Origin of the sequence: Arthrobacter sp. NPDC080031 (genome assembly GCF_040702485.1) — a bacterium.
GTDB lineage: Bacteria > Actinomycetota > Actinomycetes > Actinomycetales > Micrococcaceae > Arthrobacter.
This window is the reverse complement of sequence record NZ_JBFBLA010000001.1, coordinates 384,568-404,735: the sequence shown is the minus strand read 5'-3', so window position 1 is coordinate 404,735 and position 20,168 is coordinate 384,568. Positions and strand designations below refer to the sequence as shown.

At 64.8% G+C, this 20,168-nt stretch carries 15 protein-coding genes, 1 tRNA gene and 1 pseudogene; 9 read left to right on the top strand and 8 right to left on the bottom strand.

From position 1 onward, the window contains the following. Positions 1–146: 146 nt before the first annotated feature. The 3 genes and pseudogenes from AB0323_RS01865 to AB0323_RS01855 form a co-directional block, all read left to right on the top strand. Positions 147–314, top strand: a pseudogene (locus AB0323_RS01865) (sulfurtransferase); the annotation flags it as partial. 75 nt (positions 315–389) lie between these two features. Then, a complete protein-coding gene (locus tag AB0323_RS01860) occupies positions 390–1,571 on the top strand; it encodes an NAD(P)-dependent alcohol dehydrogenase (RefSeq protein WP_366175852.1) in 1,182 nt (393 codons plus the stop codon). After that, positions 1,568–1,996, top strand: a complete 429-nt coding sequence (locus AB0323_RS01855) for an HIT family protein (RefSeq protein WP_366175851.1) — start codon at positions 1,568–1,570, stop codon at positions 1,994–1,996. Before AB0323_RS01860 ends, AB0323_RS01855 begins: the two co-directional genes overlap by 4 nt. A gap of 281 nt (positions 1,997–2,277) precedes the next feature. On the opposite strand, the gene hrpA is transcribed toward AB0323_RS01855, so the two are convergent. Together hrpA and AB0323_RS01845 are read right to left on the bottom strand one after the other, a co-directional pair. Then, positions 2,278–6,273, bottom strand: a complete 3,996-nt coding sequence (hrpA, locus tag AB0323_RS01850) for an ATP-dependent RNA helicase HrpA (RefSeq protein ID WP_366175850.1) — start codon at positions 6,271–6,273, stop codon at positions 2,278–2,280. A 13-nt stretch (positions 6,274–6,286) separates the two neighbouring features. Next, on the bottom strand, positions 6,287–7,273 hold the full coding sequence (locus tag AB0323_RS01845) for a YafY family protein (RefSeq protein WP_366175849.1): 987 nt from the start codon (positions 7,271–7,273) through the stop codon (positions 6,287–6,289). A 309-nt stretch (positions 7,274–7,582) separates the two neighbouring features. Between AB0323_RS01845 and AB0323_RS01840 the strand changes: the two genes are divergently transcribed. Further along, positions 7,583–8,551, top strand: a complete 969-nt coding sequence (locus AB0323_RS01840; RefSeq protein WP_364533485.1) for a helix-turn-helix domain-containing protein — start codon at positions 7,583–7,585, stop codon at positions 8,549–8,551. On the opposite strand, the gene AB0323_RS01835 is transcribed toward AB0323_RS01840, so the two are convergent. From AB0323_RS01835 to AB0323_RS01825, 3 genes are all read right to left on the bottom strand, one after another. After that, the gene (locus tag AB0323_RS01835; protein WP_364533488.1) at positions 8,548–8,859 is read right to left on the bottom strand and encodes a protealysin inhibitor emfourin; all 312 of its coding nucleotides are present in this window, start codon (positions 8,857–8,859) and stop codon (positions 8,548–8,550) included. The genes AB0323_RS01840 and AB0323_RS01835 overlap by 4 nt on opposite strands. Before the next feature lie 33 nt (positions 8,860–8,892). Continuing rightward, a complete protein-coding gene (locus AB0323_RS01830; RefSeq protein WP_366175848.1) occupies positions 8,893–9,909 on the bottom strand; it encodes a M4 family metallopeptidase in 1,017 nt (338 codons plus the stop codon). 637 nt (positions 9,910–10,546) lie between these two features. Next, positions 10,547–10,619 (bottom strand) — tRNA-Arg (locus AB0323_RS01825). A 209-nt stretch (positions 10,620–10,828) separates the two neighbouring features. On the opposite strand from AB0323_RS01825, the gene AB0323_RS01820 reads away from it, so the two are divergent. Beyond that, positions 10,829–11,407 carry a VanZ family protein gene (locus AB0323_RS01820; RefSeq protein WP_364533494.1) on the top strand — a complete coding sequence of 193 codons (579 nt, stop codon included), beginning with the start codon at positions 10,829–10,831 and terminating at the stop codon, positions 11,405–11,407. Between the two features lie 145 nt (positions 11,408–11,552). On the opposite strand, the gene AB0323_RS01815 is transcribed toward AB0323_RS01820, so the two are convergent. The 3 genes from AB0323_RS01815 to AB0323_RS01805 are packed head-to-tail and all read right to left on the bottom strand — an operon-like array spanning position 11,553 to position 14,369. Further along, positions 11,553–13,076: an FAD-dependent oxidoreductase gene (locus tag AB0323_RS01815; RefSeq protein WP_366175847.1), complete on the bottom strand. Its 1,524-nt coding sequence runs from the start codon at positions 13,074–13,076 to the stop codon at positions 11,553–11,555. After that, a complete protein-coding gene (locus AB0323_RS01810; protein ID WP_366175846.1) occupies positions 13,073–13,945 on the bottom strand; it encodes an FAD:protein FMN transferase in 873 nt (290 codons plus the stop codon). Before AB0323_RS01810 ends, AB0323_RS01815 begins: the two co-directional genes overlap by 4 nt. A gap of 4 nt (positions 13,946–13,949) precedes the next feature. After that, on the bottom strand, positions 13,950–14,369 hold the full coding sequence (locus AB0323_RS01805; RefSeq protein ID WP_364533503.1) for an FMN-binding protein: 420 nt from the start codon (positions 14,367–14,369) through the stop codon (positions 13,950–13,952). 231 nt (positions 14,370–14,600) lie between these two features. Between AB0323_RS01805 and argS the strand changes: the two genes are divergently transcribed. The 4 genes from argS to thrC are packed head-to-tail and all read left to right on the top strand — an operon-like array spanning position 14,601 to position 20,168. Continuing rightward, complete coding sequence (gene argS / locus AB0323_RS01800) at positions 14,601–16,250, top strand: arginine--tRNA ligase (protein ID WP_366175845.1); 1,650 nt, start codon at positions 14,601–14,603, stop codon at positions 16,248–16,250. Between the two features lie 5 nt (positions 16,251–16,255). Next, a complete protein-coding gene (gene lysA, locus AB0323_RS01795; RefSeq protein WP_366175844.1) occupies positions 16,256–17,752 on the top strand; it encodes a diaminopimelate decarboxylase in 1,497 nt (498 codons plus the stop codon). Further along, positions 17,745–19,061 carry a homoserine dehydrogenase gene (locus tag AB0323_RS01790; RefSeq protein ID WP_366175843.1) on the top strand — a complete coding sequence of 439 codons (1,317 nt, stop codon included), beginning with the start codon at positions 17,745–17,747 and terminating at the stop codon, positions 19,059–19,061. The genes lysA and AB0323_RS01790 overlap by 8 nt, the downstream gene beginning before the upstream one ends. Beyond that, the gene (gene thrC / locus AB0323_RS01785; RefSeq protein ID WP_059387608.1) at positions 19,062–20,168 is read left to right on the top strand and encodes a threonine synthase; all 1,107 of its coding nucleotides are present in this window, start codon (positions 19,062–19,064) and stop codon (positions 20,166–20,168) included.

Sequence of the window (20,168 nt, the reverse complement as noted above, 5' to 3'; positions counted from 1 at the left end):
CCGACGCGCCGGGAAGCTGCGAGAATCGACATCCCACCACACACCAAGTCCACAAACTCGTTGCGGGCACTCTGAGGAAATGACCTGACCATAGAACGCTCCATCAATCAGAGCGTTGCTACGACCATATGACTTTGCCCAGCAAGGTGGCGGTCTATTGCGGCTCCGGGGTGACGGCAGCGCACGAAATCGCCGCCCTCGAAATCGCAGGATTCAGGGCAGCCCTCTTCCCGGGCTCCTTTTCGCAGTGGTCCTCCCTCGACTCCAACCCGGTGGTCACCGGAGCAGCGCCCCAAGGTGCTCCGGGCCAGTGAGCCTAGGCCGCGGCGAAGCCGGCGGGCGTGGCAGCGGAGTGGCAAAGAATCAGCCCGCAGGGGTAGCGTCGAGGCATGACTCCCGGACGCCCCGTTCCTCCACCCCTTGGCAAGCCGCTCGTCGTGAGTGACGAGACAGCGGACCCCACCCCGTCAGCACCCTCGGCCCCGCAGGGCTCGCCGACGCTCGCGGCTGCATACGGCGCCACGTCTGCTGTCAGCGGCCTTGTGCCGCTGACCGTGGCCCGCCGCGTCCCCAAGGAAGACGACGTCGAGATCGAGATCGATTTCTGCGGCCTCTGCCACTCCGATGTCCACGCGACGCGGGGTGAATGGGGGGTACAGAGCTATCCTTTGATCCCGGGCCACGAAATCGTGGGCCGGGTCCGCAGCGTGGGCTCCGCCGTCGACGACTTCGCGCCGGGAGACCTGGTAGGCGTCGGCTGCCTGGTGGATTCCTGCCGCGAGTGCGGCAGCTGCCTCGAAGGCCTGGAGCAGTATTGCGAACGCGGAAACGTGGGCACCTATGGGGTCAGGGATGCCCGGAACGGCGACTCCGTCACCCAGGGCGGTTACTCGACCTCGGTGGTGGTTGACCGCCGCTTCGTGCTGCGCGTGCCCGAGGCCCTTGACCCGGCCGCGGCGGCGCCGTTGCTTTGCGCGGGCATCACCACCTACTCGCCGCTGCGCTACTTCGACGTCGAGGAGGGGGACGTGGTGGGCGTCATCGGACTCGGCGGACTGGGCCACATGGCGGTCAAGATTGCGAAGGCCATGGGCGCGCGCGTCGTGGTCTTCACCACCTCGGAGGCCAAGTTCGAGGCGGCAATAGAACTTGGCGCCGACGACGTGATCCTCTCGAAGGATCCCGAAGCCATGGAAGGCGCCAACCGCTCCATCGACGTCATTATCGACACGGTGGCGGCGCCGCATGACCTCAACCCGTATTTCCGCACCCTGCGCCTGAACGGTGCCCTCTTCCAATTGGGGCTCCCTCCTGCCGACATGCCGCCGGTCAGTCCGGGCGCGCTGATCCGGCGCCGGCTCTCCTACGCAGGTTCGTTGATCGGCGGCATTGCCGAGACCCAGGAAATGCTGGACTTCTGTGCCGAGCACGGCATAGTCAGCGATGTCGAAGTCGTCACTGCGCGGCAACTCAATGAAGCCTACGACCGCATGGTTGCCGGCGACGTCAAATACCGTTTCGTCCTCGACACCAAGACCCTTCAGCCCGCTTCGGAAAAGGCAGACGCATGAGCACCCTGTTCACCAAAATCATCAACGGCGAGATTCCCGGACGTTTTGTCTGGAAGGACGAGGACGTGGTGGCCTTCCTGACCATCGCCCCACTCACCGACGGGCACACGCTCGTGGTGCCGCGCCAGGAGGTGGACCGCTGGACCGACGCCGCCCCTGAGCTCCTCAACAAGGTCATGGCCGTTGCGCAATCAATCGGACAGGCCCAGGTGGAGGCGTTCGGCGCACCCCGGGCAGGCCTGTCCGTTGTCGGCTTCGAAGTGGAGCACTTCCACGTGCATGTGTTCCCGGCAACGTCCCTGGCCGATTTCGACTTCGGGTCCGTGGAACACAACCCTGACCCTGCCCGGCTTGACGCCAATGCGGCCAAGCTCCGGGCCGGCCTTGTCGCCGCAGGGCACGGACAGTTCGTTCCGGCGGACTGAGGCCCGACGCCGTAGAACGCCCGCGGATGCTTGCGGAATGGATGCGGCCCGGTTCCGGGGTGACGCTCGCTCACCTTTGTGGGGTGGCCTGAAACCTTCCCGCACTAGATGTGCAGGAGAGGGTCGACAGAATGACCGCTATAGGTGAGCGAGCGTTTGGATTTGGGGGCAGATACGTGAGCGAGGGTTTGGGTTTGGGGGCAGATAGGTGAGCGACCGTTTGGGTTTGGGTCCAAACCCCTCATAAGTGCAGGAGCGGGCGTCTTAGCCCGTCGCGGGGCCTACGCCGGTGCCAACGCCTGGTTGAGCACCGTCCGGATGCGCTTTTCCGAGACCGAGTAGGCCGTGCCGAGCTCGACGGCGAAGAGGCTCACGCGGAGTTCCTCGATCATCCAGCGCACCCGTGTTAACTCCGCTCCTGCCCGTCGGCCGGGCAGCAGTGCGGAAACGGCGTCGTCGTAGTCGTCCTCCAACGCCTGCACCACCGACATGCTCAGCCCGTCGCGCTGGACGTTGTTGGGGAGCTTTTCGAGGCGCTTCTCGATTCCGGCCAAATACCGCGGCAGCTGGCTCAGCTGGGTGTAGCCCGTCTGTGCCACAAAACCAGGGAACACGAGTTGCTCCAGTTGGCTCTTCATATCGTTGAGGGCGCTGATCAGGGCGAGGCTCGTGCTGGCCTTGAGTTGCTTCTCGATCCGCCGGGTGCTCCCCAGGATGCGCTCGACGACGGCGGTCACCGTGAAGACGGTGTCGATCAGTTCGGCCCGGACCAGCTCGTACAGGGCATCGAACGCCGCCCTGTCCCAAGGAAGTTCGGCCGGAGTCAGCTTGTCGATGGCCGCCAGGACGCAGTCCGCGATCAAGGCGCTCACCGAACCATGGGGGTTCTGGCTGAACGTCAACTTCTCCGTGTTGCTCAAATGTTCCAGGACGTAGCGGTCCGGGGCGGGAACCCGCAGGGCGAGCAGCCGGATCACGCCGCCGCGCATCGCCGACTCCTGCTCCGCCCGGGTCTGGAACACGCGCAATGCCACGGATTTGCCCTCGTCCACGAGAGCGGGAAATCCCGTGACATCGTGCCCCTTCACAGTGCGCGTCACTTGGCGTTCGATAGCTCCGAAAGTCCACTCGGTGAGGCCGGTTTGCTCCGACAGGAAACCGGCGGACTGCGGCGCCGCGCCGCCGCCGTTTCCGCTTGAGGCTCCGGCGCCCCCGGCACGTGGGCCGCCCTTCGGAGCGTTGGCGCGTGCCGTCGTCGCAGGTGTTGCCCCGAGGGATTCGGCGATGGCCCGGCGGGTAGCCGGGGCCAGCTGCTCCTGGAGCGCGGCAAGGTCCTTGCCTTCGTCGAGCACCTTGCCGCGGCTGTCCACAACTTTGAAGCTGACCCGCAGGTGCGCCGGAACGGCGTCCCAATTCCACGATCCCGGAGGGATGATGTGTCCCCGGATGCGGCGCAGCACCAGCTCAAGCGAGGCCTCAAGATCGTCTGATGCAGGATCGAAGTCGGTTTCCAAGGCAGCAGCAGCTTGCCGGGCCACGTCCGGGGCCGGCACGAAGTTCTTGCGGATGTGTTTGGGCAGCGACTTGATCAGCGCCGTGACGAGTTCCACCCGCTGGCCGGGTATTTGCCATCGGAAGGCGGCGTCGTCGAGCTGGTTGAGGAACAACACGGGAACCTCGGCTGTGACACCGTCCGAGGGATTTGGCGGCGAGCCGAGAGCCACGGGATGGAACTCGTAGCTCAGGGGCAACTCAAAGCCCTTGTGCAGCCAGGTTTTCGGGTAGGCGGAATCGTCCAGGGCTTCGGCGTCCTCGCTGATGAGCAGCGATTGGTCGAAGTCGAGCAGGGTGGGGTCCTGCTGGCGGGCTTCCTTCCACCATTTGTCGAAGTGGCGTTCGGAGACCACGTCCTTGCCGATTCTGGCGTCGTAGAACTCGAAGAGCGTATGGTCGTCCACCAGGATGTCCCGGCGACGCATCCGTGTCTCGAGTTCCTCGATTTCGTGGAGCAAGGCGCGGTTGCGGTGGAAGAATTTGTGGTGGGTCTTCCAGTCGCCTTCCACGAGGGCATGCCGGATGAAGAGTTCGCGGCAGAGCTCTGAGTCGATCCTGCCGTAGTTGATGCGGCGGTTCGGGATGATCGGAACTCCGTAGAGCATGACCTTCTCGTGCGCCATGACCGAACCCGTCCGGGCGGACCAGTGGGGTTCGCTGTAGGAACGCTTCACGAGGTCCGGTGCCACCTGCTCGGCCCACAAAGGATCGAACTTCGCCGCGACCCGGGCCCAGAGGCGGCTTGTTTCAACCAACTCCGCGGCCATCACAAAAGCAGGCGACTTCTTGAACAACGCCGAGCCCGGGAAGATGGCGAACCGGCTGCCGCGTGCTCCGGCGTATTCGCGCTTGCGTTCATCCAGGATGCCGATGTGGCTCAGCAGTCCCGAGAGCAGGCTGATATGGATTGCTTCGTTGTTGCCTACGGGGTCGGCCTCGCGCTTGTTGTCGATAGTGATGCCCAGCGGCTTGGCGAGCTGGCGCAATTGCTGGAAGAGATCCTGCCATTCGCGGACGCGCAGGTAGTTGATGAACTCGTTCCTGCACAAGCGGCGGAACTGCGTGGAGGAAAGCTCCTGCTGCTTTTCCTGGATGTAGTTCCACAGGTTCAGGAATCCGGTGAAGTCGGAGTTCTCGTCCCGGAAGCGTGCGTGCTTCTCCGCCGCAAGCTGCTGCTTGTCGCTCGGACGCTCTCTCGGATCCTGGATGGTCAAAGCAGCCGCCAGGATCATGACTTCCTTCACGCAGCCGCGCTTTCCGGCTTCCACGATCATCCTGCCGAGCCGGGGGTCGACCGGGAGCTGGGCCAACTTCTGCCCGACGGCGGTCAGGCCGCCGCTGGTACGCCCGTTGCCGCCGTCGACGGCGGGGGGAGTGCCGCCGTCGCCAGTGCGCGCCGCGCTGAGGGCGCCGAGTTCGCGCAGCAGCGTGACGCCGTCGTTGATGGCGCGGGAATCCGGCGGCTCAACAAAGGGGAAGTTTTCGACGTCTTTGGGGCCGCGGGCGACGCCCATGGCCGTCATCTGCAAGATGACGGCAGCGAGGTTGGTCCTCAGGATCTCCGGGTCAGTGAACGGGGGGCGGGACTCGAAGTCTTCTTCGGAATAGAGCCGGATGGCGATACCCTCGGAGACGCGCCCGCAGCGGCCGGAACGCTGGCTTGCCGATGCCTGTGAAACGCGTTCGATCGGCAGCCTTTGCACTTTGGTGCGGTGCGAGTAGCGCGAGATGCGGGCCGTGCCGGTGTCGATGACGTACTTGATGCCGGGCACCGTCAGCGAAGTTTCCGCGACGTTGGTGGCAAGGATGATCCGCCGCTTGCCGCCGGGGTTGAAGACCCTGTGCTGCTCCTGCAGGCTCAATCGGGCAAACAACGGCAGGACTTCCGTGCCCGCCAGCCTGCGGTTGGCTTGGATCCGGCCGTTCAGGGCTTCCGCGGCGTCGCGGATCTCGCGCTCGCCGGAGAAGAACACCAGGATGTCTCCGGGAGCCTCAAGCGCGAGTTCGTCGACGGCGTCGCACACGGCGTCGAGGGGGTCCCGGTCTTCCTCAAGCTCGTCATCGGACGCGTCCTCATCGTCGCCGGAGGCCCCGGATGCGGTCCCTCCGGGGGGTTGGGACAGCGGCCGGTAGCGGATTTCCACCGGGTAGGTCCGGCCCGAAACCTCGATGATCGGCGCGGGTTCTTCCTCGCTGCCGAAATGCTTCGCGAAACGCTCGGGGTCGATGGTGGCGGAGGTGATGATGACCTTCAAATCCGGCCTTTGCGGCAGGATCCGCTTGAGGTAGCCCAGGATGAAGTCGATGTTGAGGCTGCGTTCGTGTGCCTCGTCGATGATGATGGCGCGGTACTTCCGCAGCAGCTTGTCCCGCTGGATCTCGGCGAGCAGGATGCCGTCGGTCATGAGCTTGATTTTGGTGGACTTGCTGACTTCGCCGGTGAAACGGACCTGGAAGCCCACTTCCTGCCCGATCTCGACGCCCATCTCGAAGGCGATGCGTTCGGCAACGGTGCGCGCGGCAAGGCGGCGCGGCTGGGTGTGGCCGATCAGGCCCTTGTCCCCGAGGCCGAGTTCCAGGCACATTTTGGGGATCTGGGTGGTCTTGCCGGAACCGGTTTCGCCGGCGATGATGGTCACCTGGTTTGCGGCGATGGCCGCCATCAGGTCCTCGCGGCGCTCGGAAACGGGCAGCTCTGCGGGGTAGGAAATATGAAGTGTCATGGCTGCTGACAGTCTACTGTGGCGGCGCGTCGCCTTGCAGTCCGCGATGCCCGGCGGCATTTTCCAGTCGCCCGGCCATGGTGCGCGCGTAGTCCTTGAATTCTTCCGGAGAGATGATTTCGAAGTCCATGTCGAGCGCTGCGAGGTGCGCCGCGGGCTGGGCCAGGCTGTCCCAGCCGGCGCGGAGCAGGGTCGCGTTCCCGCCGTCGTCGCTCAAGCTCGCGAGCTGCGGGCCGACGACGGCGGCCACCTCGCCGATGGGGGCGTGGAGGCGCACGACCACGTCGTAGCGGTAAGGCGAGCGGGTCACGGAGCGCTGGACGTAGTCCGCGAGGTCGTTGGCCGGCAAGGGGCGCGGCAGGTACTTTTTCCGTTCGCCCGGAAGTGAGGCGATGCGGTCGGCCCGGAACGTGCGCCAGTCTTCCCGGTCCACGTCCCAAGCGACCAGGTACCAGCGCCGCCCGGTGTCCACCAGCCGGTATGGCTCCACCAGGCGCCGGCCGGTGTCGCCGTCGGCCTTGACGTAGTCGAAACTGAGTTGCCGCCTGTCCGCAATCGCAGCAGAGACCACCGTGAGCTGCTGGGGGTCTACCGACGCCGCGTTGCTGGGCAGCGTGGTGACCGCGGCCTTGAGCATCGCAAACTTCGGGCGGAGACGTGCAGGCAGCACCTGTTCGAGCTTGGCAAGGGCGCGAACCGATGCTTCGCCGATACCTGCCACGGGACCTGCCGCCACCGAGTTCAGCCCCAAGGCGACCGCGAGTGCTTCATTGTCGTCGAGCAGCAGCGGCGGGAGCTGCGCCCCGGCGCCCAGCTGGTAGCCGCCGGCTATGCCCGGCGAGGCATGGATGGGGTAGCCGAGGTTCCGGAGCTTGTCGATATCGCGGCGGACGGTGCGCTCGGTGACACCCATCCGGTTGGCCAATGCCGGGCCGGTCCATTCGCGCCGGACCTGCAGCAAGGACAGCAATTGCAGCAGCCTGGCGGAGGTCTGGATCATGGCATTGAATCTAGCCCACGACGCGGACAAAAGTCGTCCGCGTCCGGGGACAGACTGTGCTTAGAATGCGCGCAATGTCCAGCATGAGTTGTCAGGCAGGTCCCTCGAGGTCCATGGCTCGGAATGGTCGGGGGGAAGATGGCCGCGGCCGTCCCGAAGGACCGCTGAGATGGAACCGGCGGCAGTGATGAGGAAGACGATGAATAGCAAAACTCCGATGAACTCCATGACTCCATCGTGTTCCTGGTGCACTTCAAGAAACAGTGGCAGAAATGACCCATTTAGGCAATTTTCTGCCACACTGGATCTATGTTGAAAACGGTGGCAATCATTGTTGTTCCCAACTTCTCGATCTTCGAATTCGGGACGGCCTGCGAGGTCTTCGGCATTGACCGCGCGGACCGGGGGAGTGGCGTTCCCGGTTTTGACTTCAGGGTCTGCACTCCGATCCCTGGAGAGGTGAAGATGAAGTCGGGCCTGTCGATGCATGTCGCCTTGGGCCTGGAAGCTACGGCCGATGCCGACCTGGTCATCATGGCCCCGTACGGACGGGATGAGGACGTCCCGGAGTCTGCATTGGATGCGTTGCGGGCGGCGCATGCGCGCGGGGCTTGGGTCATGTCGATTTGTTCCGGGGCGTACGCGCTTGCGCGTGCCGGACTCCTTGACGGGCGCCGCTGCACCACGCACTGGCACTATTCGCAGGACCTCGCGAGCAGGTATCCGAAGATTCACGTGGACGAAAATGTGCTCTACGTCCAGGACGGAAGGATCATCTCAAGTGCCGGCACGGCCGCCGGTATTGACGCCTGCCTGCATTTGGTCCGTGTGGAGTTGGGCGCCAATGTCGCTGCAGCCATTGCGCGCGACATGGTGGTTCCGCCCCACCGCGACGGCGGCCAGGCCCAGTTCATCGACCGGCCGATGCCCACGTGCGGCTCTGCGCCCATGGAGGCATTGCTGCGTTGGATGGTGGAGAACCTTGATCGTGACCACAGCGTCAACGAACTGGCGGCCCGGGTGCACATGTCAGCCCGGACCTTCGCCCGCAGGTTCCGGGCCGAAACGGGAGCCACACCGGCGGCCTGGCTCAACTCGCAACGGGTGCTCCGGGCGCAGGAACTCCTGGAAACCACGGAGCTGAACATCGACGAGGTTGCGCGCGAAGCCGGGTTCGGACATTCCGTGCTGCTGCGCCACCACTTCGCCAAGGTCCTGGCCACTAGCCCGCAGTCGTACCGCAGGGCTTTCCGCGGCCAGTTGGCGGAGGTGGGCTAGCGGCGGAGGGTCTCCCGGCCCTCGACTTTGGCGTTCTCCACGAGGGTGTGCCATGGCCCCGTGACATCGGTCTCCGGAAGCGTGGCCCGGTGTTGTCCGGCACGGATCGAATACATGAACCGGTCGGCCTGGCCGGCTGCCTTCCCGGCCGCCAGCGCGCGGGCTTGACCGCGGGATGGCACTTGGTCCCAAGGGCAGGCCTCCACGATCGGCATCCATCGTCGCTTGTCTTCGGAAGTGGCGGCATCCACGGTCCAGACGCGGGTGATCGCGGCGACGCCACCGCTGCGCTGGACAGTGATTTTCATGTTCTGCGGCTTCCACTGCTCCGGAGGGTGCTGCTAGAGCTTTACCTTCACAGTTTCCCACGCCTTACGGACCGCGTCATGCTCGTCGGAACCGGCGCCGAAGAGCTCCTCCGCCGACGCCACTGTGGCCTTTGCGAAGCGTCCGAAGGTGCACGTGGCAGGCAGTGAGCCGCTGGTCAGCGTGTTGTACCAGATCTGTCCGGGCGCTTCCCAGGCATTGCCGCCCAGCTCCAGGGCAACAAGGGAGAACGCCCGGTTGGGGATGCCTGAGTTGATGTGCACACCGCCGTTGTCCGCGGTGGTGCGCACGTACTTGTCCATGGAGTCCGGCTGCGGATCCTTGCCGAGTACGTCGTCCTCATATGCGGTCCCTGGGGCTTTCATGGATCGGAGCGCGGTGCCTTGGACGGCGTCGGTGAACAAGCCCTCGCCGATCAGCCAGCTGGCCTCGGCAGCAGACTGCGTTTTGGCATATTGCTCCACAAGCGCCCCGAAAACATCCGACAAGGACTCGTTGAGGGCTCCGGCCTGGTTCCGGTAGGCGAGGGCTGCCGTGTACTGGGTGACGCCGTGGGCGAGCTCATGCCCTATTACGCTGAGGGACTTCGTGAACCTTTGGAAGATCTCGCCGTCGCCGTCACCGAAGACCATTTGGCTGCCGTTCCAGAAGGCATTGTCGTACAGCTGGCCGTAGTGGACAGTGGCATCAAGTTTCAGCCCGGCGCCGTCGATCGAGTTCCGGCTGAACGCACCTGCGTAAAGAGCGTGGGTTTCGCCCAGCCCGTCGTAGGCTTCATCGGCGGCCGGGTCGCCCGTCGCCTGGCCTTTCTCTTTGCGGACGAGCTTGCCGGGCAAGGCTTCAGTGGAGCCGGCGTCATAGATCGTTCGTTTGGGCGGGCCGGGTTTTGCCTGGCGCGCCGTCGGCACAGGGACCGGCACCGGAAGCGCACGGACCGCCTGGAGGTTCTTGATGTGCAGCAGGGATTCCTTGGCTGCGCGGGCAATCGCCCGCAGGCGGGGCTCGTGCTGGGCCGCCAGCCTTCGCAGCATGTAGGGAGGAACGATGGAACAGATCACGGCGAGCCCTTTCGTACCTGGTGGACGGGTACGAACAGCTTAGGAGCGGCCACCGACTTTTTAGCCGGGCCGGTGCGGCATGTCCGGGACACGGTCGGATCGCGGGCGCCCTTCCTGAGGGGTCCAGGGCCTGTTCCGTTTTCCCCTACTTTGGTACGGGAAAGCGCTTGCGACACGGTGAGTCATGCCCTTCGGGTACTTTTGCGCTGCAAACAAGGGGAGAAAGCTACGGCGCCCCCTTTGTCTTGAGTCCGCTGTGGTTTAGATGGCTCGCGCTGCCTTGGCACCACGGCGACCTTGGTTGTCGGCGCCATCTAATGTAGTTGATTCTCCCTCCGAGCACTGCACGGTTCGATCGGATGCTCCGCGTTAGCGATCCCCAGGTGCTTTGAACCGCGATCCCGTATCCACTTCGGACATAGATATCCCGCACGGCTGCCGATTCGGTGGTTCCTTCCCACCCGTCGACCATTTGATCTGCGCGCACCATGTGAGGGCACTGTCCTCTAGCAGTGAGACAAACCAATGCGCACGCTTGCCGTTCCCAAGAAACCGGCCTGGATGCAGGAAAACCCCGCCGGTTTCTGGAACCGGCGGGGTTTTTTCGTTGTGCCCTCGATAGGATTCGAACCTACGGCCTTCTGCTCCGGAGGCAGACGCTCTATCCCCTGAGCTACGAGGGCATCCGGGGCTCCCGTCCGTTGCCGGAGGGACGTCCATGAGCTTAGCAGGTCACCGCGCTGCAATGGAAAACGGGGCGCCGCCAGGGGCGCCGGAAGGGAGAGCGGGCAAGGACCCTTCCGGAGCCGCTTCGGTCGGATGCGGCACAAAGAACGGCGTTGAATCCAGGTCTTACAGGAGCATGACAGGTTCCCTCTGTACCGTCGTGCGGATGGGTGTACAACCGAAACTCGCAGCGGTCACGGATGACGGACCGAGTTGGCGACTCGCCACGAAACGCGCGAAAGCGGAGACCGTGGCCATCTTCGCCGTCTTCTCCCTCTACGCGGCCTTCCTGCTGAAGCTGCTTCTGTTCTCTCGTGCACCGGGTTCGGAGAGGTCGATCAATCTCATTCCGTTCGCGAGTATCGCGGAATACGCGTTCAGTCACTCTCCCGGCACCGAGAGAGTGGCGTTCGCCAACGTCGTGGGAAACATCCTGATCTTCATCCCGCTCGGAGTCTACGCATCGTGGCTCCCTCATCGGGTGGCCGTATGGCGGACCATGCTTACGGTCGCCTCGGTCAGCGTCGCTGTCGAGGTCATCCAGGGCGTGTTCGGGGTTGGAGCATCGGACATCGACGACGTGATCCTGAACTTCGTCGGAGGACTCGTCGGAATCCTCACATTCAGGCTCCTCTCCGTGATCCTGCATAAGCGATCACGGGTACGCAGCGCGATGGCCGTGTTGTCACTGCTTTCGCTGCCCGTCTGGTGCTACTTCCTCTTCATCATCCGGCTACACATGTGAACCCAACCCACGACCCTCGGCCTCACAGCAAAGCGGCCCTGGAGGGCGCGTCTCCTAATCACGGATCATCACCCAGGTGTCGACGAGTGCGTGTTGAACCTCGGCGGCCATCCTCGCCACGAGGAATACACCCACCCCCGGGCCGTCAGTAGCCCGCAAAAGCGTCCACATGGATTCGTCGGGCTCCGGCATGGCGGGCGGCAGAGCGAAGGGCGTCGACGTTTGCCGGCGACCCGGAGACGTATACGTCCCGCTCGGCGATATCGGGGATGAGCTCCCGCAGGGAGTCGCCGTCGATGCGGCTCCGTCCGGCGTCGTGCATGAACGACGGCGGCGGGGAACCGTCCGAAAGGCGGGCGATGACCCGTGCGCCCGAGGCCGCCAGGACGTCGCTCCCGGCAAGTTCGGCGGCGCCGGGGGCGAGATACAACACGACGATGTCCCTTTGCGCGGAGTCGTGCGATGCCAGCTGGGACAGGAAAGGCGTGATCCCGATTCCCGCCGCGATGAGCAGCACGGGTTTGCCGGCGTCGGGCGGTAAGACAAAGTCGCCGCCCACGGCGGTTCCCTGTACGCACTCTCCAGGCTCCAGTGCGAGCAACGCGCGCTTGGCGGCGGAGACAGGTTCCGCCGTGCCGACGCCGAATGTCATCTCGGGCGAGCCCGGCGCGCTGGTGATGCTGAAGACCCGTCGCTGTCCTTTCCCGTCGGAGCGCGAGTGCGGAAGGTTGAGTTCCATGAACTGCCCCGGGAGGAAACGGACCGGCCGTCGCGGCTCAAAACGGAATTCCGTGGTGAAGGGCGTCAGGGGACGCGAACCCTTGAACGTCAGCATGATTCCGCCCCGCTGTCCCATGAGGAATGCCAGGAGGTTCCCGATGAGCAGCGCGAGCTCAGGCGAATTGGCGATGACGCCCGCCAGGTTGTAAGGCACGGCGAACAACAAGGCCACGACGACGGCCAGCGACACTTGCTGCCAGCGGCGGGGAGGCAGGGTGAGGGGCTCGGTGAGCATGAAGCCGGCAAAAAACAGCAGCGGCTGCTGCGAGATCGGCTGCCACAAAGCCGAACCCAATGTCATGCCGCCGCGCAGGAGCACGGCGCACACCACCGATACCGCCACCACGAGGAACGCGCAGGCCATGAGCACCTTCAGCGTCCGGTACAACACCAGCAGCACGCCGGGGACCAGGAGCCACAACATGGCCGGAGTTGCCGCCCACCACGTGGCGATGTTCAATCCGGTGAGCCCGGCGATGAAGGCACCCGCCGCCGCGGGATTGAAAATGTGCCGGCCGCGGAAGGCCAAGACGTATTTGGAGGCCGAGGCGACGACACACGCCACGGCGACTCCGGCGAGATTGGGGATCTGGACAGAGGGAATCAGCTCGGTGGGCCAAAACAAGAAGTACAACAGAAGGCCCGTGATGAGCGAAGACTCCGAATGCGGCTGGACCTTGAAGAGCATGGCCACGAGCCGGTTGGATGCGTACGTCAGACCCAGGCACAGCACAAGGTGGACCAGCATTTCAGGCAGCCCGAAGCTTAGCCAGCCCAAGGCGTTCAACACCATGCTGTACGCCGCGAGCACGGCAAGGACCCAGAGGATCAGCCGGTACATCGTGAAACGGCCGAGCCAGGCATCCACGCGCGCTTTGATGGCAATCATGAGAACAGTGTCCCTTCGAAGCCGGCCGAATAGACGGCGTGTCCGTCCGAATAAACCTTGAGCCAGGAGAAATCGAATTCCTTGGCAAGGACCGCGGGATCCACCATGAAGAGCGCGGTGGCCAGGGCATCGGCTTCCATGGCGGTGGCAGCCATGGTCCATGTGGCCACCACCGTCTCTATCGGACGACCGGTCGCACCGTCGAGGACGTGGTGCAGTCCGTCGCCCCACGCGCGCCGATTGGCTGAGGAAGCGCACAGCGCGCCGCCGTGGAGTTCGACGACGCCGATCGCCTGGGCGGGGTCGTAGGGGTGTTCGAGGGCCACGCGCAATGGTTCCGCCCCGGAATGGAGCATGTCGCCGCTGGCATCGACAAGGAACTCCGTGATGCCCGCTGAGCGCAGGACCCCGGCCGCAAGGTCCACCAACTGGCCCTTCCCCGCGGCACCGATGTCCAGGACCACCGGAGCGGAAGCGGAGATCGCAGAGCCCTTCCACTCCAGGACGTCTTCCCACCGTGGTGCCGGCACCGGGTGCCCGAGGGGTCGCAGGGCATAGTCCGCCCCGTAGCCCAGTCGCTCGAGGCTGCCGCCGATGAGAGGCGTCATGGCGCCGTCGCTGAGGCGGTACAGCGTTGTGAAAAGCTGCTCCAACTCGCCCGCCCCTGCCGGGAGGGTCACGGTGCCGGGTTCGCGGGCGAGCACTGCAATCAGGGAGTCGTCCCGGAAACGCGAGTAGCTTCGGTCGTAGTCCTCCACGACGCCGAGCAAGCCGGCGAGCACCCCCTCCGGGAGTTCCTCCGGCGTCGAGATTTCCCACGTGGTCCCGATGCCGTCAAAGCTGAAAACGCTCCAGCCCGTGTGCGTCATGCGTCTATTTGGCCTCGGACTTGATGGTTTCCACGGCCTTGTTGAATCCTTCGCTGGTCAGCGAGGAGCCGGCCACCTTTGAGACGTTGATCTCGTCCAGTTTCTTGCCGACCACCTGCGCGGCGATGCCGTTCTTGAACTGTCCTTGGAATTCCTTGGTGTTCGGGTTGTTGGCATGGACGGTGATGTCCACCGCGGAAATGGTGCCCCCGGCCAGGGTCAGCTGGACGCCCACGGTTTCACCGCCGTTGGGTGAAATGTAGTCACCGTCCGCGCTGTAGGTACCGTCCTTGTACGGGCCGGAAATCGTGGAGGTCTTTTGCGGCGTGCTGCCTTGGGCCGAAGGGGCGCAAGCTGCCACCGAACCGGCCAGGGAGAGGCCGGCGGCGCCCACCAGAAGGCCCTTGCGGAGTGGCGTAGTCATGGTTCTGCTCGTTTCAACTGGACAAGTCAACTGGACAAGAAAAGGGTCATGGCAATGTGCTGCGGGCGGGGGCCGATCACACGATTGACGTTGATTTCAGCCTATCGGTTCAGTCTGGGAGCTCCACTGGCCAAAGCTGGGTGCCGGCTGGGTGCGCGCTGGTGCGCGCATGTGCGCATTGCTAAGCATAAGAATTCCACCAGTTGCAGGCCCCACCGGTAGGCTAGACGGGTGACTCCCGAAGAACTCTCCGCCGCCATATCCGCCTGCCTGAAAGACGCTGTCGCCGCCGGCGAGCTTGCGCTTTCCGAATCTGCCCTCCCCGAGGACGTGCGCGTGGAGCGACCCAAGAACCGGGAGCACGGCGACTGGGCCACCAACATCGCCTTGCAGCTTGCCAAGCATGCCGGGACCAACCCGCGTCAATTCGCCACGATCCTGGGCAAGCGACTGGAAGCGATCGACGGCGTCACCGCCGTGGACATCGCGGGCCCCGGCTTCCTCAACATCACCGTGGATGCAGCCGCCGCCGGCGCGCTGGCCAAGGTCATCGTCGAGGCGGGACGCTCCTACGGAACCAACCAGGCGCTCGCAGGCCATGTGGTCAACATGGAATTCGTCTCGGCCAACCCCACGGGACCGCTGCACATCGGCCACACGCGCTGGGCCGCCCTGGGCGACTCCATTGCCCGCGTTCTCCGGGCCTCCGGTGCGGACGTCACCGCGGAGTACTACATCAACGACGCCGGGTCGCAGATGAACGTTTTTGCGAACTCGGTACTGTCCCGCCTGCACGGACGCGGCGTTCCCGAGGGCGGCTACCCCGGTGAATACATCCGGGAACTCGGCGACGAGGTCCTCAAGGCACATCCGGCAATCCGCGAACTGACCGACGAGGCAGCACTGCCGGTGATCCGTTCCGCCGCCTACCAGGCCCAGATGAAGGACATCAAGGACACCCTGGCCGAGTTCGGCGTGGAATTCGACGTCTTCTTCTCCGAGCAGGAACTGCACGACGGCGGAGCGATCGAATCGGCCGTCGCCCGCCTCCGGGAGCAGGGCCACGTGTTCGACGACGGCGGCGCAGTCTGGCTGCGCACGACGGACTTCGGCGATGACAAGGACCGCGTGATGATCCGAGCAAACGGCGAACCCACGTATTTCGCCGCCGACGCTGCCTACTACTTGTCGAAGAAGGACCGCGGCTTCACCGAGAAGATCTACCTGCTCGGCGCCGACCACCACGGCTACATCAACCGGCTCAAGGCCATTGCCGCCTGTGCGGGCGATGACCCCGAGGTCAACATCGAGGTCCTGATCGGACAGCTGGTGTCCGTCAACGGCGCCAAGCTGTCCAAGCGTGCCGGCAACATCATCGAGCTCAAGGACCTTATCGAGTGGCTCGGGAAGGACGCCGTGCGTTACTCGCTGGCGCGCTTCCCCGCTGACTCGCCGCTGACGCTGGATCCGGAACTCCTCAAGAAGAACAGCAACGAAAACCCTGTGTTCTACGTCCAGTACGCACATGCCCGCTCGCGGGGAACGGCACGCAACGCAATCGAGGCCGGCGTGGACCACAGCGCCTTCGACGCCTCGCTGCTGGACCACGCCACCGAGAACGAGTTGCTGTCCTACCTCGGCAGCTACCCGTCCATCGTGGCCAAGGCCGCGGAACTCCGCGAACCGCACCGCGTGGCCCGCCACCTCGAGGTCATTGCTGGCGCCTACCACCGCTGGTACGACGCCTGCCGCGTTTCGCCGCTCGGCGACGAACCCGTCCAGGACGTCAACCGCACACGGCTGTGGCTCAACGACGCCACGAGCCAGGTGCTGGCCAACGGACTTGAACTCCTCGGCGTGTCGGCTCCGGAACGGATGTGATCCCCGTGAGCGACTCCAAAACCGTGCAGCAAAGCCCCGACAACGCCGCAGCCTCGCCCCTTGCCCCCGAATGGCTCGCCGTGCCGGAGGACCTGAACGCGCTACACGCGCCGATGTGGGCCGAAGGCGTGCAGAGGACCGACGGCGGTGAACTCGCCATCGACGGCGTTCCCGTCAGCGAACTCAAGGCCCAGTTCGGCACCCCGCTGTTCGTCATGAGCGAAGGCGATTTCCGTGCCCGCGCCCGCTCCTTCAAGGAAGCCTTCGACGCAGCTTTCGAGGACATTTGCGGGGGAGTGGACGTCTACTACGCCGGAAAGTCCTTCTTGTGCACTGCCGTAGCCAGCTGGGTGGCCGAGGAAGGCCTGCGCCTGGACACCTGCTCAGGCGGCGAGCTAGCAGTCGCGGCCCGGGCCGGCATCGAAGGCGCCAATTTGGGGCTGCACGGCAACAACAAATCCGATGCAGAGATCAACCGGGCATTGGACATGAAGCTCGCACGCATCGTGGTGGACAGCCTCGACGAGCTTGAGCGGGTTGCCAAGATTGCCTCCGGCCGCGGCGAGACGGCGAAGGTGATGCTGCGGTTGACGCCCGGCGTCCACGCCCACACCCACGAATTCATCGCCACGGCCCACGAGGACCAAAAATTCGGTCTCTCCATGGCAGGGGATACCACGGAGTCAGCCGGCCTCTCGGCCGCCGAGGAAGCCGTCGCCGCGGCCACCTCGTACTCCAATGTGGAACTCCTGGGCCTGCATTGCCACATCGGCTCCCAGATCTTCGAGCCTGACGGCTTCGCGCTTGCAGCCGAGAAACTGTTGGGATTCCTCGCCGCGATGCAGGCGAAATACTCCATCGTCCTGCCGGAACTGGACCTGGGCGGTGGCTACGGCATTGCCTACACGCCGGTGGACACCCCCCGCCCGCCCGCCGAAATCGCGCAGGCGATGGCCGCCGTCGTACGCTCCACGTGCGCTGAGCTCGGCATCACCCCGCCGCGCATTTCGATCGAACCCGGCCGCGCAATCGTGGGCACCAGCACCTTCACCTTGTACGAGGTCGGGACGCTGAAAACGGTTCGCGTTGATGCGCCTGCAGAAGCCCGGGGCAGGGAAAACGTTACGTTCCCGCGCCGCTATGTGTCGGTGGACGGCGGCATGAGCGACAACGCCCGTCCGGTGCTGTACGACGCGGATTATTCGGCCATTCTCGCCTCGCGGACCTCGGACTCCGCCCCGCAACTGTCCCGAGTAGTGGGCAAACATTGCGAGAGCGGCGACATAGTTGTTAGAGATGTATATCTGCCCGAAGACGTGGCAGCCGGTGATCTGCTCGCTGTACCGGGAACCGGCGCCTACTGCTGGGCCCTCTCAAGCAACTACAACTATCTGGCCAGGCCTGGCGTTGTCGCTGTGCGCAATGGATCCGCCCGGCTGATCGTCCGCGGGGAAACCGAAGAAGATCTCTTGAACCGCGACATGGGAGTGGCGAATGTCTGAAGTGCGAACCCTGAAGGTGGCCCTGCTGGGCTGTGGCAACGTGGGAGCCCAGGTAGCGCGGATTCTCCTTGACGACGCCGACGCACTTGCGGCCCGCACCGGTGCGCGCTTGGAGCTGTCCGGCATCGCCGTGCGGAACATTGATTCAGAGCGCGACGTCGAACTACCGCGCGAACTGTTCACCACCGACGCCGATACCTTGGTCAAGGACGCCGACCTGGTGATCGAGCTCATGGGCGGCATCGAGCCGGCCCGTTCGCTCATCCTGACCGCCATGCAGAACGGCGCCTGCGTCGTGACCGGCAACAAGGCGCTCCTTGCACAGGATGGCCCCACGCTCTACGAAGAGGCCGACAAGGCCGGCGTCCAGCTCTCCTACGAGGCCGCCGTCGCCGGAGCCATTCCGATCCTGCGCCCCATCCGCGACAGCCTCTCCGGCGACCGCATCACCCGGGTCCTGGGCATCGTCAACGGCACCACCAACTTCATCCTCGACCAGATGGACAGCACCGGCGCGCAGTTCGCCGGCGCGCTTGCCGAGGCCCAACGGCTCGGATACGCGGAAGCCGACCCGACTGCCGACGTCGAAGGCCACGACGCCGCGGCCAAGGCCGCTATTCTCGCGTCGTTGTCCTTCCACACGCGCTTCGCCCTCGAAGACGTCTACTGCGAAGGCATCACGAAGGTCAGCGCAGCGGATATCGCGGCTGCGAAAGAAGCGGGCTTCGTCATCAAGCTGCTGGCTATCGCCGAGAAGATCACCAATGCAAACGGCGACGGCGGCATTTCGGTCCGCGTCCACCCCACCCTCCTGCCTCGCGAACACCCGCTTGCAGCCGTTCGCGGTGCGTTCAACGCAGTCTTCATCGAAGCCGAGAATGCCGGGGAGCTCATGTTCTACGGCCAGGGCGCCGGCGGCACCCCGACGGCGTCTGCCGTCCTGGGCGACCTCGTCTCGGCGGCACGCCGAGTGGTGCTCGGCGGTCCCGGTCGTACCGAGACCACTACCGGCTTCGTGCCCGCGCTGCCGATCGATGCCTCGACCACGAGCTACTACATCGGCCTCGACGTTGCCGACCAGGCCGGCGTGCTGGCCCGGATCACCCACATCTTCGCGGAGCACGGCGTATCGATTGAAATCATGCGCCAGACGATCCACCGCGACGCCGCTTCGAAAGTTGAGTCTGCCGAGCTGAAGATCGTCACCCACCGCGCATCCGAAGCCGCACTCGCGGCAACCGTCGAGGCCGTCAAGGGCCTGGACGTCATCAATTCTGTGACATCCGTTCTGCGGGTAGAAGGGGTCTAAGTGGCTCACCAATGGCGCGGAGTAATCCGCGAATATGCTGATCGTTTGCCTGTAACGGAAGCCACGAAGGTCATTACCCTCGGCGAGGGCGGCACCCCGCTCGTCCACGCGCAGAAGCTCTCCGAACTCACCGGGTCCACGGTGTACCTGAAGGTCGAGGGCATGAACCCCACCGGGTCCTTCAAGGACCGCGGCATGACGATGGCCATGACCGCAGCTGTCGAGGCAGGCGCCAAGGCCGTTGTCTGCGCATCCACGGGCAACACCTCTGCCTCCGCCGCTGCCTACGCCACGGCCGCCGGGTTGAAGTGTGCTGTTTTGGTCCCCGAAGGCAAGATCTCCATGGGCAAGCTCAGCCAGGCGATTGCGCACGGTGCCACGCTCCTGCAGGTTGACGGCAACTTCGACAACTGCCTGGACATCGCCCGCAAGCTCGGCGAGTCCTACCCGGTGTTCCTCGTGAACTCCGTCAATCCGGCGCGTATCCAGGGCCAGAAGACCGGTGCCTTCGAAATCGTCGATGCTCTCGGAGACGCTCCGGATATCCACGTCCTGCCGGTCGGCAACGCGGGCAACATCAGCGCTTACTGGAAGGGCTACAAGGAGTATTCCGCGCCCTTCGAGTCCGCAACCGCGGGCACCCTCCCTGCCGTCTCCACCAAGACGCCGGCCATGTGGGGATTCCAGGCGGCAGGCGCGGCACCATTCGTCGCAGGCCACCCCATCACCGAACCGGACACGATCGCCACGGCGATCCGTATCGGCAACCCGGCGTCCTGGGACACGGCCATTGCGGCACGCGATGAATCCGGCGGCTTCATCGACGCCGTGACCGACGAGGAAATCCTCGATGCCCACCGCTGGCTCTCCGCCAAGGAAGGCGTCTTCGTGGAACCCGGTTCCGCGGCCGGCGTTGCCGGCCTCATCAAGAAGCACGCGGCAGGCGAGGTTCCCACCGGAAAGACGATCGTCATCACCGTCACCGGGCACGGACTCAAAGACCCGCAGTGGGCGCTCCGCACCGAAGACGGCAGCGAGGTCCAGCCGGTCAAGGTACCGAACGACGTCGTGACCGTGGCCTCCGAACTGGGACTGGAAGAAAACTAA

Coding starts and splice junctions, on each gene's coding strand:
- AB0323_RS01860 (WP_366175852.1), top strand. CDS start 390: ATGACTCCCGGACGCCCCGTTCCTCCACCCCTTGGCAAGCCGCTCGTC.
- AB0323_RS01855 (WP_366175851.1), top strand. CDS start 1,568: ATGAGCACCCTGTTCACCAAAATCATCAACGGCGAGATTCCCGGACGT.
- hrpA (WP_366175850.1), bottom strand. CDS start 6,273: ATGACACTTCATATTTCCTACCCCGCAGAGCTGCCCGTTTCCGAGCGC.
- AB0323_RS01845 (WP_366175849.1), bottom strand. CDS start 7,273: ATGATCCAGACCTCCGCCAGGCTGCTGCAATTGCTGTCCTTGCTGCAG.
- AB0323_RS01840 (WP_364533485.1), top strand. CDS start 7,583: ATGTTGAAAACGGTGGCAATCATTGTTGTTCCCAACTTCTCGATCTTC.
- AB0323_RS01835 (WP_364533488.1), bottom strand. CDS start 8,859: ATGAAAATCACTGTCCAGCGCAGCGGTGGCGTCGCCGCGATCACCCGC.
- AB0323_RS01830 (WP_366175848.1), bottom strand. CDS start 9,909: ATGCTGCGAAGGCTGGCGGCCCAGCACGAGCCCCGCCTGCGGGCGATT.
- AB0323_RS01820 (WP_364533494.1), top strand. CDS start 10,829: ATGGGTGTACAACCGAAACTCGCAGCGGTCACGGATGACGGACCGAGT.
- AB0323_RS01815 (WP_366175847.1), bottom strand. CDS start 13,076: ATGATTGCCATCAAAGCGCGCGTGGATGCCTGGCTCGGCCGTTTCACG.
- AB0323_RS01810 (WP_366175846.1), bottom strand. CDS start 13,945: ATGACGCACACGGGCTGGAGCGTTTTCAGCTTTGACGGCATCGGGACC.
- AB0323_RS01805 (WP_364533503.1), bottom strand. CDS start 14,369: ATGACTACGCCACTCCGCAAGGGCCTTCTGGTGGGCGCCGCCGGCCTC.
- AB0323_RS01790 (WP_366175843.1), top strand. CDS start 17,745: ATGTCTGAAGTGCGAACCCTGAAGGTGGCCCTGCTGGGCTGTGGCAAC.